The sequence below is a fragment of the Chryseobacterium sp. KMC2 genome (genome assembly GCF_016756935.1).
GTDB lineage: Bacteria > Bacteroidota > Bacteroidia > Flavobacteriales > Weeksellaceae > Chryseobacterium > Chryseobacterium rhizosphaerae.
Map to the genome: position 1 here is coordinate 85,024 of NZ_JAESIT010000005.1, position 15,913 is coordinate 100,936.

The following is a 15,913-nucleotide window of genomic DNA, read 5'->3' on the forward strand; positions in this document are numbered from 1 at the left end:
TTAATGTTCTATTACGGTTAAATTATTAAATCCATCATCAGGATTTGCGGGATTCAGAGGGTCGGTGGTAACCCGAAGTGGAATAGCACTTGAGGCAAGGTTCTGATATAATCTGACACTTACTCTGGTACCTGCATCCAATGTGAGTGTAACAGTACTTGAGCCTCCAGCCTGTGTGGAGCGTGTAGCATTGGCATCATCAGATGAACCCGTCATAGATTGGCCAAAAGTTTTGTAGACACTGGCCAGAACCGTGCTTGTAGCAGGATTATAAAACTGTGATTCCACTCTGGAGCCATCAGTAATAACAGTACCGTTAAAATTAAATGTTAGTAAAAAAGTATAGGTTCCATTGCGGGGAGCTGTAAATTCACCCGAACTAGGGTTAAAGCTATTGCTCATGTCACGTACCTCATTCCAATTAATAATAGTTGTTGCCGAAGCTGTAGGTATTGACTGACTTACAATTTTCCGAACTACGACCACAGCCTTTTGAGGGGCAACGTAAGCTTTATGCCATACTGTACCATCAGACACTTCAATTTTGGCTCCTACCGGCGTATTATTTACATCATAGCGTACCGCACCTGCCCCTGCTGCATTGGCCAACATACTCGTAGTACCGATACCCAGAGAATTTTCATTTGCTGTTGATCTCATATCTAATTGGACCTGAGGGGTAAGAACTCCCGCTCCAATAAAGCCTGTTACTTTATCGATCACAATATCATTAGAAAGTTGTGCCGGAGTTGGCGTTCCTGAAGTTGGATTATCCTTGGCACCGTCTACGTGGAACATTCCTTGTGGATTACCTGTGCCTATACCAATTTGTGCATTAAATATATTGATAAAAAAACATAAGGGAAGTATCAATATTTTGTATTTTTCTTTTTTCATATTCTCATGTAGAATTTCAAGCAATTAATTAAATGTAGTAAGCGTTAATCATTACCTGTCAATCAGCTTATTTTAAAAATTTCATAAACTGGTTTCAAAAATCAAAAAATGTACATTAAATCTCATGGATAGTATTTTGATTTTTAATGATGCAGTACCTTTAAATGGTTGCGTTTGAGGGAATAAGCAAAATTTAAAGTTTAAAAATTAATTGTACTGCATGCTCTTAAAAACAGATATAAGTTTCATCATAATAAATTTAATTTCTTATAAATTAATGTGTTTTTAGAATCTTATTAATGTAAACGTTAGGTTCTAATCGTTTTATAATATATTTTATGCAAAACTGATAATTTTATGCAATCAATCAAAAAATAACGAATCGATATATTTCGAGACGTTTATAGATTTTAGTATTGCAATTAAGGGCGTTTTAATTGATTGATGGTTAGTTGAATAGATTGTAAACTGTCTATTGTTTTTTTTATTTTCAAAATACCCGACGGGTTATTAAAATTCTACTCTAAAATTAATCCGTTTTGAAGAAAATCTTATGCCAACTGAAAAACCATTATATTTGCGCAAATTGAACTATATATGAAAGGACAGAATAAACTTTTTATAGCAATTATCATTGCACTTATCCTGGGAGTAGGAATTGGAGGAATAGTACATGTAAAATATCCGGAAAGTGCGGAACCTTTTTCCAAGAATATAAAATTATTGGGAACTGTTTTCATCAGATTGGTACAGATGATCATTGCCCCATTGGTATTTACCACTTTGGTTGTTGGAATAGCCAAAATGAGTGATATCAAAATGATTGGAAGAGTAGGGACAAAAGCCATGCTTTGGTTTATTTCTGCTTCTCTGATTTCCCTTTTTATAGGCTTGATGCTGGTAAACTGGCTGGAACCGGGACATGTAACAAAGCTACCAATCCAGGATGTTGCTTCTGCTGAAGACCTTCTTAAAAGCAGCAAAAGTTTTTCTTTGGAAGACTTTGTGAAGCATATGATTCCTAAAAGTTTATTTGAGGCTTTTGCAACTAATGAGGTATTACAGATTGTAGTATTTGCTATTATGTTTGGAGTGGCTTTGGCAAATTTAGGAGAAGAATATGCTCAGCCGGTCGTTAAACTTTTCGACATTATTGCGCACGCTATCCTTAAAATGGTAGGATATATTATGTGGTTTGCTCCTCTGGGAGTATTAGGAGCTATTGCAGCAGTAGTGGCTACCAATGGGTTTGAAATATTTAAAGTCTATGCCATTTATTTAAGAGATTTCTTCTTCGCATTAGGAGTTCTGTGGCTCGTTCTTTTACTGGTAGGATATATGATCTTAGGAAACCGTCTTTTTGATCTATTGAAAAGAATTAAAGAGCCTTTATTGATTGCATTCTCCACAACAAGTTCGGAAGCTGTATTCCCAAAATTGGTGGAAGAGCTTGAGAAATTCGGATGTAACAGCAGAGTAGTATCTTTTATTCTGCCTTTAGGATATTCTTTCAACCTGGATGGAAGTATGATGTATATGACATTTGCCTCTATCTTCATTGCCCAGATCTACGGTATTGAAATGACACTGGGGCAGCAGATCACGATGCTTCTGGTATTAATGCTTACTTCGAAGGGTATTGCCGGAGTTCCAAGAGCTTCACTGGTGATTATTGTGGCTACCTGCTCGATGTTTGGTATTCCTCCGGAAGGAATTGCTTTAATTCTGCCAATTGACCACTTCTGTGATATGGGAAGAAGTATGACAAACGTATTAGGAAATACACTGGCTACTTCTGCAGTCTCTAAGTGGGAAGGACAGTTAACCGAGCCCTTAGATAAAATTTAAAGATTTATCAATGAGTTTAAAAAACTTAGAAATATATAAAAGCCATATTCTTGAATATGGCTTTACTGTTATAAACACTATTTTTTCTCCTGAGGAAATTGATAAAATAAGCTGTGTTCTTGAAAATATAGATACTTCAAAAGAAAATTTCAGGAAATCTGAAGACCTGTTTGCTATTAGACAGTTTTTAAAAGAACTTCCGGAAATAAAAGACCTCATCTTTAATGAAAATATTCAAAGAGTGGTTAAAGAAATTTTTGGAGAAAAATATTTTGTGGTAAAAAGTATTTATTTTGATAAGCCAGAAACCTCTAACTGGTATGTAGCCTATCATCAGGATCTCACTATTTCTGTAGATAAAAAATTGGATGTACCCGATTTCGGCCCCTGGACCACAAAACAAAACCAGTTTGCCGTTCAGCCTCCGCTACCTATACTGGAGAATATTTATACCATCAGAATTCATCTGGATGATACGGATGAAAATAATGGAGCCTTAAAAGTGGTTCCAAAATCCCACTCCAAAGGAATTTACAGACCTGAAACTATCGATTGGAAGGTGGAAACTGAAGAAATATGCAATGTGGAAAAAGGGGGAATCATGATTATGAAACCTCTTACCCTTCATGGTTCCAACAGGACCACCAACGGTAAAAAGAGAAGGGTGATCCATATAGAATTTTCTGACATGGAACTTCCGGGGGTCCTGCAATGGTCTGAAAGAATGTATTGAGATAAAAAACAAACCCCTCTTCAAATTCTGAAGAGGGGTTTGTTTTAGCTTTAATCAGAGTATAGTATTTCGCTGTCAGGATCTTCAATACTTTCCTGATCGTAACAGAAAAACAATAGAAATTCTTTTTCTCGTTTTATTTTGCAGAGATTTCATCAATAAAGATATAAGCATCTCCACCGGCGCCCTGATGCCATTCCGGAAGCTTCCCGAAATAATAAGCTTTTACTTTGAGATATCTGGCTTCGGTAGGAAGTATTTCCGTTGTAAAGTCTTGTATCTGAACCTTTTCGTCTTTAGGATCGATCGTATTATCTATTGTTTTCAAAAGAATAAAGTCTTTACCATTCATAGAAACATAATATTCCACTTTTTTGGGCATCAGGATCCAGGCTTTACTGTCCTGAAGATAGGTGGAAGATAGTTTTGTGATCTGCTGAGGAGATTGGAAATCAATAATTGCTTCGAAATTCTGCCCCTGATATCCATGCCATTCCCCTTTTCGCCAGTTGATATCTCCTCTGATTCCGTCAATTAATGCCAGTTTTCCATTAGCTGTATACTGAGGCGTGGCTTTTGAAAGAATATGGATATCCCAATAATTCGGTCTTCTGTTAAAATTGGCTACTGTCGCAGAGCTTTTCTCACCATTTTTTTCGGCATATGCGAGAACCTGAGTCGTTTTTGTGATAGAGAAAGGTCCTTTGTAAGGAATGAATGTTTTTCTTTTATTGGCATCACTTTCATCCATAGTCATATAATACACTTTATCACCGGGGTGTAATGGAGTAATCTCAACCTTTGTAGAAAAGTCAAAAATCCGGTCAGCTGAAATTATAGGGGAAGCTGTGATCTGATCATACTTAAAATCTTTAAATGATTTTACATTTTCAAATCCCAGTTTTTTAAGTTCTGCCTTACCTGTATTTTTGGTAATGGTTTTCGTAGTTCCGTCTTCAAGATGAATTTTAACCTCATCAAAATAAGGAGTAGTTGTTGCCCATTCAGGTAATCCCGGGGTTACAGAATAAATTCCCATCGAGCTTAGCACATACCAGGCACTCATCTGTCCGCAGTCTTCATTTCCAATAAGTCCGTCCGGTGTATTTTTATAAAAATTATCAAGGATATATTTAATTTTAGCATCTGTTTTTTCAGGTTTATCTACAAAATTGTAGAGATAAGCAATATGATGACTCGGTTCATTTCCCTGCGCATACTGCCCCATTAACCCTGTAATATCTACCTGTTCTCTGCCTGTTGTCTTATCCGGAGCAGCGAAGATGGCATCAATGAATTTTTCAAATTTCTCTTTTCCGCCATGAGCTGCAATAAGACCGGGAATATCCTGTTGTACGGAATACGAATAATGCCATGAATTTCCTTCTGTATAATTATTGTTTACCTCTCTCGGATCGAAAGGTTCATACCATTTTCCATTCTTTCTGGGTTGCATAAATCCGTTCGTAGGATTATAGAGGTTTTTCCAGTTTTGAGAACGTTTCATGAAATACTGATAATCTTCTTTCTTACCTAAAATTTTAGCCATTTGAGCAATACACCAGTCATCATAGGCATATTCTACTGTTTTGGAAACACTCTCAGACTCATCATCTATGCTGATGTAATTATTATGCTTGTAGGCATTTAACCCAAAAATATCCAGCATGGCAGAATTCTTTGACGCCTGAAAAGCTTTTTCATAATCAAATCCCTGAATTCCTTTAGCCATAGCATCGGCAATTACAGAAACAGCATGATAACCGATCATGCATTCTGTTTCATTGGAAGCCAGCTCCCATACAGGAAGTTTTCCTCCCTGCTCATATTGTTTGATAAAGGTGTTGACAAAATCGGCGGTTCTTTTTCTGTCGATTAAAGTCATCAGAGGATGTGCTCCCCTGAAGGTATCCCAAAGCGAAAACACGGTATAATAATCGAAGTCTTTGGCTGTATAAAGCTTATTATCACGGCCTCTGTATTTTCCATCAGTATCCATATTGATATTAGGCTGTGTAAAAACATGGTACAATGCCGTATAAAAAACAGAGAGTTTGTTTTTATCCTCAGACTTTACCTCTATTTTTGAAAGCTCTTTATCCCAATCTGTTTCAGCCTGTTTTTTTACTGTTTCAAAATCCTTCGTCTGTCCTTCTGCCAGCATATTTTTTTCTGCCCCTTCATAGCCTGTAGGGGAAATGGAAACTTTTATATTGATTTTTTCTCCCTTTTTAACCTCTGCAGAAAATGCCAAAGCCAGTTTTGTTCCGGTATAAAGGTTGGCCTCCTGTTTTCCGTTAACTTCCTTCTTAGAGATTTTCATAGGTTTAGAAAATTCAATTCTGGAGTAGATATACTGATTGGTTGCCCAGGCTTCACTTCTTCTGAAAACTTCAATGGTTTTATCATCAATGATTTTTACTTCACCTTCCAGCAATTTGTCTCTATGGTTGAGGTCCAGAATAATATTAGCATTTCCGGCATTATTGAAAGTATACTCGTGATAGCCAACTCTTTTGGTAGTGGTAAGGCGGACGTTGATGTTGTTTTTATCTAATTTTACAGTATAAAATCCGGCAGTAGCTTTTTCGTTTTTATGTGAAAATTTTGAAGAATAGTCTTTACTATTCAGACTTGGATTGCCCATCGTAGGCATAAGCATAATATCTCCGTAATCAGAAACCCCGGTTCCATTCAGGTGAGTATGGGAAAACCCATAGATCACCGAATCCGAATAATGATATCCGCTGCATCCGTCCCAGCTTCCGTCTATTCTGGTATCCGGAGAAAGCTGTACCATTCCGAAAGGAACTATAGCGCCCGGAAAAGTGTGACCATGACCTCCTGTCCCTATAAACGGATTGACATATTGTGAATAGTTCTGAGCAGAAATAATCTGGGTAACAAATAAAGAAAACGTGATGAGCCCTTTTTTCATATTCTAATTTTATAATAGCGAATATATTGAAAAACAGCAAAACAGATGTAATAAAAGAATAGTATAGCTTGTCCTATAAAAAACGATCATAATTCATGAAGAGAATATTTTTGTCAGGAATACTCCTACTTCCGGCAATTGCTTTTTCACAAAGTATAACGGGAAAAATCACACAAACCGGACATGAGGTTTCCTACGTTGAAGTAGTAGCTGTAAAAGGTGAGAAGAAACAAACTGTTATTTCGGATGAAAAAGGAAATTATTCACTGAAACTTTTGGAGAAAGGAAATTACCATATACAACTTATACAGGAAGGAGTGGAAGTATTCAATAAGGACATTACGGTAAGTGGAGATCTGAAACAGGATTTTTTTATTGAAAAAAAGAAAGAACAGCAGATCGAAGGAGTTAGTCTTACCGCCAGAAAAAAACTGATTGAGAGAAAGGCAGACCGATTGGTTTTCAATGTTGCTAACTCCATTGCCTCACAGGGAATGGATGGGGCAGATGCTCTTGCAACAACACCATTGGTTAAAATAGATGATAATACAGGAGTTTCCATTGTTGGGAAAAATGGGGTAGCGGTAATGGTAAACGACAGGATACTGAACTTTTCACCCACCGAGCTTGTAACCTACCTTAAGAGTCTGCGATCTGAAAATATCGAAAAAATAGAAGTCATTACCTCACCGCCTGCCAAATACGAAGCACAGGGAAATAGCGGACTGATCAATATTGTGTTGAAGAAGAATCAGAACCTGGGATGGAGCGGAAGTTTTACGACAAGTCTTCAGCAGCAAACGTATACAGGAACATCCAATAGTGTAACCGTCAATTATCAGAACGAAAAGCTCCGTTCTTCATTGAAATTAAGACAGAATAAATATGACAAACATTCATATGAAAATTACTGGATAGAAGGTGCAGATGGTCTTAAAAGTAACGACAACAGAAAAGATTTCGGTGACGGGTTGGGTGCTAATCTAAGTATTGACTATCAGTTGGGGAATAAGTCTAATATAGGCTTTATCTATGATTATGGATTCGGGCATTCCAATATGAATATCACAAATACGTCGAACTATTTTCAGAATGACAACTATACGAATACACTACTTACGTATGCAGAACACAGAGCAACAGGGAAGCAGCATACGGCAAGTGCCTATTATGATCTGAAATTCGGAAAACAGGATCATAAGCTGAGCATTACAGGAAATTATTTTTCCAATGTTCCTGAAACGACCATTGATTTTACAACAACGGAGAACCTGGGAGACCGCTTTGTGGTAAAATCTCCTTCAACGGTAGATTATAAAATCTATTCCGGGCAGGCCGATCTTACCTTACCTTATCAGTTTGCAAAAACCGAAACAGGTGTGAAGTTCACTAATTTTGATAATAATTCCAATATATCCTATCAGAATCTGATCAATGGAAATTATGTGACAGATCCATTAAAAAGCAATCAGTTTGAATATAATGAGAAAAACTATGCCGCCTATATCAGCTTTGAAAAATCTTTCAATGAAAAATGGTCGGCAAAAGCTGGGCTTCGCTATGAATACGCTGTTGTTAACGGAAATTCGTTAACCTCAGGACAGCAGACAGAGAATTCTTATGGGAAATTTTTTCCAACGGCTTATGTCACCTATAAAAGTAATGAAAATCATACCTTCAATCTTAATTATTCCAAAAGGATCAACAGGCCTGGATTCCGGGCGATCAATCCATACCGCTGGTACATCAATATCAATTCTTACTTTACGGGGAATCCGTTTCTGAAACCTTCTATCAATCACAATTTTGAACTGTCCTATGTCTACAAAGGAAAACTGTCAGCATCTGCTTATTTTCAGAGAACTTTGGACGCATTTGGTCAGCTGGCGAACCTGAAAAATGAAAACAGGATCAGTACTTTTGAAAACTATTACAATCAGAACAGTATGGGAGTTTCCCTCAACTATTCAGATACTTTTTTCAAAATGTGGGAAGCGAATTATTCAGCCAATTATTCTTATATGAATACGGATGTTTTTGCAACCGATGCCGCTTCCAGAAAAGGAAACAGCTATGATTTCGATGTTCAGAATACTCTGGGACTTACTAAGAGCAAAACAATTCAGCTGATTCTCAATTACTGGTTCCGTTTACCTTCAAATTCAGGAAATGTGTATATGGATTTTGCCGGAGTTTTTACGTCAGGGCTTAAGTTGAACTTTATGGAAAGGAACCTTCAGGTGAATGTAATGGTTTCCGATATTTTTAAGCAGGGAAAAAGTATTGGTAAAATTTATTATACGACAGGAACCCATTCTTACAATAATTATTACGATGCCAGAAGACTAACAGTATCGGCCACTTATACTTTTGGAAATAAAAAGGTAAAAGGAGCCAGCCGTCATGTGAATTTTGATGAGAAGAACAGAGCGAATTAGGAAAGGAAGTTAGAAAAAGGCCATTATTATTGGACTTTTAAATTGCTGAAAACTATAAGTTATTAGGATACTCCTTTGCATTCAAATCTATAGGGTTTCGCAAAAATAGCTTTCAAAAAATCCGGAGTAATATCTATACTTCTCCCTCAAAGAAATCTTGAAGATACAGCTCCTGATCATTCTCTCTTCTTTCTGTTCCCAGGTATTTTTTCCATGCCCGGGATTCATAATATACAATTCCCATTTCCCAGACACAATAAGTGGGGAGATGGGTTTTATTTCTGTCCCATATTTCAAATGTTCCCGAACCATCATAGTATACACTTTCCCATAATTCATTTTCACTTCGCCATGTGCAGACCAAAAGAAGATAGTTTTCTCCACACCGATGCATGATAACAAAGCCAAGATCATCGATATCCTGAAAATTTTCACCTGCATTTTCTATTGCAAGTTGGGCATTTTTGATGTCTTGGGAAGAAATTTCGGAAAGATTTCCGGCAAGGTCATACCATTTGAACCTGGTCTTTCCAACGTTGAAAATTCCTTTGGGAGAAGCGTATTTGGATGGGTAAGCAGTATTTTCCATACATTATTTTGTGTGACGGAGAAAAAGCCAGAATGAAAAAATAGAATAAACAACATTTTTAATCATCTGATTTATCACCTGATATTATAGATTTTATTGATTCTAAATTACCGAAAAAATCCGTAAATTTGTAAACAATTTATATTTATATGTTGACGAAAGAAAAGGTTCAAAATTTCCTTAAAGAAATAGAAGTAGACGATTTAGTGAATAATTTTCAGATTATGGGTGAAGATGTTTATATTGACATGACCGCTCATTCGCCTGCAATGCATGAAAAGAAAAAGCTGGAGGCTGCAATGAAGCAGGCTTTTGCCAGTGAGTTTGGAGAAAATGTTCATTTAAAACTTAAAATCGTTTCTCCGGAGCCTAGTGAAATTCAGCAAAGTCAGATCAAAGGAAAACAGATTCCCGGGATTCAAAATATTATCGCTATTGCTTCCGGAAAAGGAGGAGTAGGAAAGTCTACTGTTTCTGCAAATATGGCAGTAACATTGGCTAAAATGGGCTTTAAAGTTGGGTTATTGGATGCCGATATTTATGGACCATCAGTACCTACCATGTTCGATACAGAAGGAGCAAAACCCATTTCTGTAGATGTTGGTGGTAAAAGCATGATGAAACCTATTGAAAATTATGGGGTGAAAATGCTTTCTATAGGATATTTCTCAGGAGCTAATCAGGCTGTGGTATGGAGAGGTCCAATGGCTTCAAAAGCATTGAATCAAATGATCAGAGATGCAGCGTGGGGAGAATTGGATTTCTTATTAATAGATCTTCCTCCGGGAACAGGTGATATTCACTTATCAATTATCCAGGAAGTTCCTGTTACAGGTGCTGTAATTGTAAGTACACCTCAGCATGTAGCATTGGCAGATGTAAGAAAAGGTATTGCAATGTTCCAGATGGAAAGTATTAATATTCCTGTTCTTGGATTAATCGAAAATATGGCGTATTTTACACCGGATGAACTTCCTGAGAATAAATATTATATCTTTGGAAACCAGGGAGCACAGTACCTTGCTGAAGATCTTGGAATTCCGGTGCTTGGAGAAATCCCTTTGATCCAAAGTATCAGAGAAGCCGGAGATGTAGGAAGACCTGCAGCCCTTCAGGAAGGTTCTAAAATTGAAGAAATCTATACAGAAACAGCAAGAAAGATGGTTGAAAGCTTAGTAGAAAGAAATAAGAATATTCCTCCTACTGAAGCTGTAAAGATCTCAACAATGGCAGGGTGCTCACCAAAAGCAAAATAATAATAACTTTCAATCAAATTTGAAAAAACCGAATTGAACTGAAAAAATATGGAAACAAATATAACGCACGAAGATACAGTAACAAGAGTAATGGAAGCTCTGGAAAGCATCAGACCGTTTCTGAATAAGGACGGAGGTGATATTGAGCTTATTGATGTGAAAGATAACCAGGTTTTTGTGAAACTTTTAGGTAACTGTTCCGGATGTTCATTGAACTTTTCAACCCTTAAATTAGGTGTTGAAAATACCATTAAACAACATGCCCCGGAAATTGAAAAAGTAATCAACGTAGAGTAAAAACTACATCGGAGATATTTTTAAGACAGATCTTTTTTAAAGGTCTGTCTTTTTTGTTTTCTTTTTTATTTATCATTAGCTACCAATAAACCTCACAGGTTTCTAAAATCTGTGAGGTTTGGGTCTGGTAAAGATATTATACCGGGATGTAGGTATGCCCTACAGGAATAAAAAAACCTGGCAATTATCCATTGCCAGGCCATTAAAACAATAGTAGAAAAATATAAACTATGAATGCTGAGTTAAAAACTTTTTATAGTTTTCCTCATTTTCAAAATAAGCCACCTCACCTTCATCACTTATCATCACAATATAGGCATTGGCTTTATCTACTGTTTTGCCGGTATACGGATCTACAGCTTCTCTTACAGTTTTGTCCTTGGGAATACGTTCTACACACATCTCACAGCAGCCGTAATATATTTTTCCGTCGTGGGGAACTTCTATTTGTTTTTTACCCATATAGGCATTGTTCACCATACAAACGGTTTCATTAGGAACTTTGTCCCCTTTTGCATATCTTCCTGAAGCTACAGGCTGCATTTTTTGTATTGTAGAAGCTTCCTGACTGTTCTTTTTAGGTTTTTCATTGCTGCATGCAGACCAGGTAACAGCACAGAAAATAATGATGAGTGGGTTTCTGATAATTGTTGTCATTATTGATATTATTTAATTATACTTCCTTCTAAAATTTCTTCACTTCCTTTCTTAATAATTTGATCACCTTCAGACAGATCACCGAACACTTCGATGGTGTCATTTAGAATCCTTCCCTTTTTTACAGGGATGAACTGAGCTTTCCCAGCCTCTTTTCTGATGATATAAATTCCCATATTGCTTTCTACCAGAGCTGACCTTGGGATGAAGAATGTAGCTTCATTATTTTGTAAAGGGATCCTTGACTCTGCAATCATAAAAGGTTTCAGCTCTCTGGAATGATTAATGAAATCAGCTTCTATTTTCTCAGAACGAAGCTTCATATCTAAAGAGCCTGATTTTCTTGATATCCTGGCTTTAAAACTTTTTTCCGGAAGAGCATTGATTCTGAATGAAATGGTATCTCCCAGATTCAAGTAAGGAACATTAGCTTCGGGAACGGATAAACTGAGACGTAATTTCGAGGTGTTCTGTATCACCATCAGTGGAGCTCCTCCCATAGGGCCAACATAGGCTCCCACGTCTACATTTCTTTCTGTAATGACTCCGCTGAAAGGAGCACGGATAACCAGATATTGGTTGATATCCTGAATTTCACGGTATGCCGACCTTGCTGCATTAAGCTGTGCTTCATCAGAAAGTTTGCGCGCAGTGATCTGATCCAGGGCATCTTTGGCAATTGCTCCTTTGGTTTCATTGGCCCTGTACGTTCTGTCATAATTGGATTTTGTGGCAGTATATATGGCCTCCTGGGCCTGCCATTTAGCTTTTGCATTGGCTGCCTGAGACTGTATTTCCGGTGCTTCCAGAATCATAAGGATTTGTCCTGCATTTACATAAGAACCGATGTCCACATTAATTTTCTTGACATAGCTCTGTATTTTGGCAAATAAAGCAGTTTCCTGATCCGGAACAAGCTCACCGGGAAGTGTAAGATCAACTTTTGGATTACTTTTTTTTATCTCCACAGTTTCCATGGCAGGCATCATCATAGATTTTGTTTCCTGCTTTGGCTCAGTTTCCGTTTGATCTTTGCAGGAAGCCGGAATAACGATAAGACTTAAAGTAATGGCGGTATATAAAATGTTTTTCATTGGATATAAAAATTATGGATTGGGATTAGAATAATGGATACTTTCTTTGTCTTCAGGATCTAACGAAGGAGAAATAATGCTGGTATTTTTTTGCATCCATCCGAAAACAAGAGGAAGGATAACCAGAACAGAGAACGTAGAAAAAATAAGTCCTCCGATGACAGCCCGACCTAGTGGTGATACCTGATCACCACCTTCTCCAAAACCGATAGCCATAGGAAGCATTCCGGCAACCATAGCTAGTGTGGTCATAATGATAGGACGGATACGCAATCTGGCAGCTTCAATACCTGCTTCTAAAGCATTTCCTGTTGATTTCCTGATTGTTTCAGCATTACTGATTAATAAAACAGCATTGGCAATGGATACTCCTACAGACATAATGAGTCCCATATATGACTGCAGATTTAAAGTAGAGCCTGTAAGTTTCAGTAATGCCAATGAACCGACAATTACAAATGGAACGGTTGTCAGAATTACCAGAGAGACTCGGAAAGACTGGAAGGTAGCAGCAAGCATCAGAAAAATAACTGCAGCAGCAATAAGCAATCCCGAAGAAAGGCTATCCAATGTTTCATGCAATACCGGAGACATTCCCGCCACTTCAATATTAACTCCTTTTGGAAGATCACCGAGAGATTCAATTGCTTTTTTCACATCTTTGGAAGCCTGCTCCAGATCTGTTTTGTGGATATTGGCTGTCACGGTAGTGTAGCCCATCGTTCCCAAATTGTAGCTTTCGCCTAATTCTTTTGTGGGGGTAATGGTGGCTACATCTCCGAGAACAGGTCTGTCAGAATTTTTTGACAGTGGAAGGCTGGCCAGCTCTTCTTTGCTGTTCAGAATATTCTGGGGAGTCTGAACCTGTACATCATAGGCAATCCCCATCATTCCTCCTACCCAGAAGTTTTTATTGGTATAGCGGGTGGAAGCTGTGGCTGTTACCAGTGATTTTGCAATATCCTGGGCATCCAGTCCTAATTGAGCAGCTCTCGTTCTGTCTATATTAATCTGTAAAGCAGGGTAATTCATCGATTGAGGAATTTGCTGATCACGCATGTAGTCTATATCTTTCAGTTTTGCTAAAAGTTTTTCGGCATACATACGGTTCATTTTTTTCATCATTCCGGAAATCCTTATTTCTACAGGATTATTGGTTCCCTGGCTCAGAATTTTTTCTGTCAGTTCTATAGGCTCAAAAGAGAGCTGAAGATCCGGCATTTTTTCCTTGTAATATTTTCGTAGCTCATCTTTGAACTCGTCTGAATTTCCGTTGAATTCTTTTAGGGCAACCTGCATCAATGCTTCATGTGGGCCGGCATTATACAGATAGATAGGGCTCACCGCAAATGTAGAAGGATGCTGCCCGATAAATACGGAAGAAATAGCAATATTGTCTTTTCCTACTTTATTTTTCAGATGTTCCAGAAATTTTTTCACTTTGATTTCAGTCACTTCAATACGGGTTCCTTCAGCCGCTTTTATACGAACCTGAAACTGGTGTGAGTTGGCTGTCGGAAGGACATCTTTTCCTGTACCCTGATAAAGTCCGATTCCGATACACAAAATAACCGCAAGACTTAGACTTACTATGATCCTTCTTCGTTTCATCAGTGAAGATAAAAATCTGGCAAAACGGTCCCGGAAACGGGTAAACCAATTGGGTTTATGATTCTCACAGACTTGTGGATCGTGTTTCATCATCCAATTGGCCATTACCGGAACAAAAGTTTGGGATAAGATGAAAGAAACAATCATTGAAAAACCAATAGCCATCGCCAGTGGCATAAATAATGATCCCGGAATACCACTCATCATAAAGGCCGGAGCAAAAACGGCAAGAATACAAAGCATGATTAAAAGCTTCGGAAAGGCAATCTCCTGACAAGCATCCCATATTGCCCGTGCCCGGGTTTTACCCATTGCAAAATGCTGATGGATATTTTCAATGGTCACCGTACTTTCATCAACCAGGATTCCGATGGCTAAAGCAAGGCCTGATAAAGACATGATATTAATAGACTGTCCGAATAATTTCAGAAATAATACTCCCGAAATAATGGATATCGGAATAGTCAGAACAACAATTAGCGCAGCACGGCGGTCATTTAAAAATAACATCACCATAAGCCCGGTTAGTAAAGCTCCTAAAATACCTTCTATAACTAAACTTTTTAAAGCATTTGAAATATAAACGGACTGATCAAATTCATAGGAAATATTGACATCATCGGGCATATTCCGTTGTATTTTAGGCAGGGATTTTTTCAGCGTATTGACCACTTCCAGAGTAGAAGCATTACTAGCTTTGGCGATATTAATATAAACGGATCTTTTCCCGTCTATCAAAGCATATCCTGTTGCGATATCCGCCCCGTCTTTTACGGTAGCTACATCCCGGATATACACATTATCTGCTGTCCCCTTGAAAAGAGGAATGTCTCCAAGTTCTTCAACCTTTTTTACAGTATTGTTGGTGGGGGTAAGATAATTGGTTTCTCCTATATACACATTTCCCGAAGGTGAAGTGATATTATTTCGGCTTATGGCTTCCACTACCTGTTCCGGAGACATATGGTGCGCCCGGAGTTTAACGGGATCTACATTAACCTCTATGGTACGCGGACTTCCTCCGAATGGCGGAGCAGTAGTAAGCCCGGGAATAGCAATTAAAAAAGGACGTGCATTGAAATTGGCAATATCCTGAAGTTCATTATTGGTTTTTGTATTGCTTCGGAAAACCAGCTGTCCTACAGGTTGTGAAGAGGAGTCGAACCGGATAATAAACGGTGGTGGAGCTCCGGGAGGTAAAAATACCTGAGAACGGGTGGAAAGCGCATTAATCTGTGCAATGGCTTCCCCCATATTTGTTCCTTCATAAAAATTGACTTTCATTAAGGTGAGCCCCTGAGTGTTTTTAGATTCAATACTCTTGATTCCGTTGGTAAATAAGAGCATATTCACATACATTTTTGTGAAGTATCCTTCCATCTGCTGTGGGGTATATCCATTAAAAGAATGGGCTACATATACAACGGGAAGATTCATTTCCGGGAGGATATCCACTTTAACGTCTTTAGCGGCTTTTATTCCAAAAAACAGCAGACCCAATACCAATACCATTACAGATATCGGTCTGCGTAATGCAAACTTTATAAGATTCATG

Annotated in this window: 11 protein-coding genes; 5 read left to right on the forward strand and 6 right to left on the reverse strand. The window is 37.8% G+C overall.

The genetic code is table 11. From position 1 onward, the window contains the following. Nucleotides 1–897 carry a hypothetical protein gene (locus JML65_RS07495; RefSeq protein WP_047492038.1) on the reverse strand — a complete coding sequence of 299 codons (897 nt, stop codon included), beginning with the start codon at nucleotides 895–897 and terminating at the stop codon, nucleotides 1–3. Nucleotides 898–1,494: 597 nt separating this feature from the next. Here JML65_RS07495 and JML65_RS07500 point away from each other — a divergent pair. After that, nucleotides 1,495–2,745 carry a dicarboxylate/amino acid:cation symporter gene (locus tag JML65_RS07500; protein ID WP_202270417.1) on the forward strand — a complete coding sequence of 417 codons (1,251 nt, stop codon included), beginning with the start codon at nucleotides 1,495–1,497 and terminating at the stop codon, nucleotides 2,743–2,745. Between the two features lie 10 nt (nucleotides 2,746–2,755). Continuing rightward, on the forward strand, nucleotides 2,756–3,478 hold the full coding sequence (locus JML65_RS07505) for a phytanoyl-CoA dioxygenase family protein (protein WP_202270418.1): 723 nt from the start codon (nucleotides 2,756–2,758) through the stop codon (nucleotides 3,476–3,478). 136 nt (nucleotides 3,479–3,614) lie between these two features. On the opposite strand, the gene JML65_RS07510 is transcribed toward JML65_RS07505, so the two are convergent. Then, nucleotides 3,615–6,416, reverse strand: a complete 2,802-nt coding sequence (locus JML65_RS07510; protein WP_202270419.1) for a GH92 family glycosyl hydrolase — start codon at nucleotides 6,414–6,416, stop codon at nucleotides 3,615–3,617. A 95-nt stretch (nucleotides 6,417–6,511) separates the two neighbouring features. Here JML65_RS07510 and JML65_RS07515 point away from each other — a divergent pair, with 95 nt between their 5' ends. Next, nucleotides 6,512–8,854, forward strand: a complete 2,343-nt coding sequence (locus JML65_RS07515; RefSeq protein ID WP_202270420.1) for a TonB-dependent receptor domain-containing protein — start codon at nucleotides 6,512–6,514, stop codon at nucleotides 8,852–8,854. Nucleotides 8,855–8,987: 133 nt separating this feature from the next. Here JML65_RS07515 and JML65_RS07520 read toward each other — a convergent pair whose 3' ends face one another. Next, the gene (locus JML65_RS07520; protein WP_047492054.1) at nucleotides 8,988–9,443 is read right to left on the reverse strand and encodes a hypothetical protein; all 456 of its coding nucleotides are present in this window, start codon (nucleotides 9,441–9,443) and stop codon (nucleotides 8,988–8,990) included. A 149-nt stretch (nucleotides 9,444–9,592) separates the two neighbouring features. Between JML65_RS07520 and JML65_RS07525 the strand changes: the two genes are divergently transcribed. After that, nucleotides 9,593–10,699: an Mrp/NBP35 family ATP-binding protein gene (locus tag JML65_RS07525; protein ID WP_047492057.1), complete on the forward strand. Its 1,107-nt coding sequence runs from the start codon at nucleotides 9,593–9,595 to the stop codon at nucleotides 10,697–10,699. Between the two features lie 48 nt (nucleotides 10,700–10,747). Further along, nucleotides 10,748–10,996, forward strand: coding sequence for a NifU family protein (locus tag JML65_RS07530; protein WP_002977212.1), 249 nt, complete (start codon nucleotides 10,748–10,750; stop codon nucleotides 10,994–10,996). Between the two features lie 228 nt (nucleotides 10,997–11,224). Here the strand turns inward: JML65_RS07530 and JML65_RS07535 are convergent, their stop codons facing one another. The 3 genes from JML65_RS07535 to JML65_RS07545 are packed head-to-tail and all read right to left on the reverse strand — an operon-like array spanning nucleotide 11,225 to nucleotide 15,912. After that, on the reverse strand, nucleotides 11,225–11,653 hold the full coding sequence (locus JML65_RS07535; protein WP_202270421.1) for a hypothetical protein: 429 nt from the start codon (nucleotides 11,651–11,653) through the stop codon (nucleotides 11,225–11,227). 8 nt (nucleotides 11,654–11,661) lie between these two features. Next, nucleotides 11,662–12,747 (reverse strand): efflux RND transporter periplasmic adaptor subunit, encoded by a 1,086-nt coding sequence (locus tag JML65_RS07540; RefSeq protein WP_202270422.1) that lies wholly within the window; start codon nucleotides 12,745–12,747, stop codon nucleotides 11,662–11,664. A 12-nt stretch (nucleotides 12,748–12,759) separates the two neighbouring features. After that, nucleotides 12,760–15,912 carry an efflux RND transporter permease subunit gene (locus JML65_RS07545; RefSeq protein WP_202270423.1) on the reverse strand — a complete coding sequence of 1,051 codons (3,153 nt, stop codon included), beginning with the start codon at nucleotides 15,910–15,912 and terminating at the stop codon, nucleotides 12,760–12,762. Nucleotide 15,913: the final 1 nt, after the last annotated feature.

What these genes read in the sequence shown, in the direction of transcription:
- JML65_RS07545 (WP_202270423.1), bottom strand. Translation starts at nt 15,912, where the DNA reads ATGAATCTTATAAAGTTTGCATTACGCAGACCGATATCTGTAATGGTA.
- JML65_RS07500 (WP_202270417.1), top strand. Translation starts at nt 1,495, where the DNA reads ATGAAAGGACAGAATAAACTTTTTATAGCAATTATCATTGCACTTATC.
- JML65_RS07535 (WP_202270421.1), bottom strand. Translation starts at nt 11,653, where the DNA reads ATGACAACAATTATCAGAAACCCACTCATCATTATTTTCTGTGCTGTT.
- JML65_RS07540 (WP_202270422.1), bottom strand. Translation starts at nt 12,747, where the DNA reads ATGAAAAACATTTTATATACCGCCATTACTTTAAGTCTTATCGTTATT.
- JML65_RS07530 (WP_002977212.1), top strand. Translation starts at nt 10,748, where the DNA reads ATGGAAACAAATATAACGCACGAAGATACAGTAACAAGAGTAATGGAA.
- JML65_RS07515 (WP_202270420.1), top strand. Translation starts at nt 6,512, where the DNA reads ATGAAGAGAATATTTTTGTCAGGAATACTCCTACTTCCGGCAATTGCT.
- JML65_RS07520 (WP_047492054.1), bottom strand. Translation starts at nt 9,443, where the DNA reads ATGGAAAATACTGCTTACCCATCCAAATACGCTTCTCCCAAAGGAATT.
- JML65_RS07525 (WP_047492057.1), top strand. Translation starts at nt 9,593, where the DNA reads ATGTTGACGAAAGAAAAGGTTCAAAATTTCCTTAAAGAAATAGAAGTA.
- JML65_RS07510 (WP_202270419.1), bottom strand. Translation starts at nt 6,416, where the DNA reads ATGAAAAAAGGGCTCATCACGTTTTCTTTATTTGTTACCCAGATTATT.
- JML65_RS07505 (WP_202270418.1), top strand. Translation starts at nt 2,756, where the DNA reads ATGAGTTTAAAAAACTTAGAAATATATAAAAGCCATATTCTTGAATAT.
- JML65_RS07495 (WP_047492038.1), bottom strand. Translation starts at nt 897, where the DNA reads ATGAAAAAAGAAAAATACAAAATATTGATACTTCCCTTATGTTTTTTT.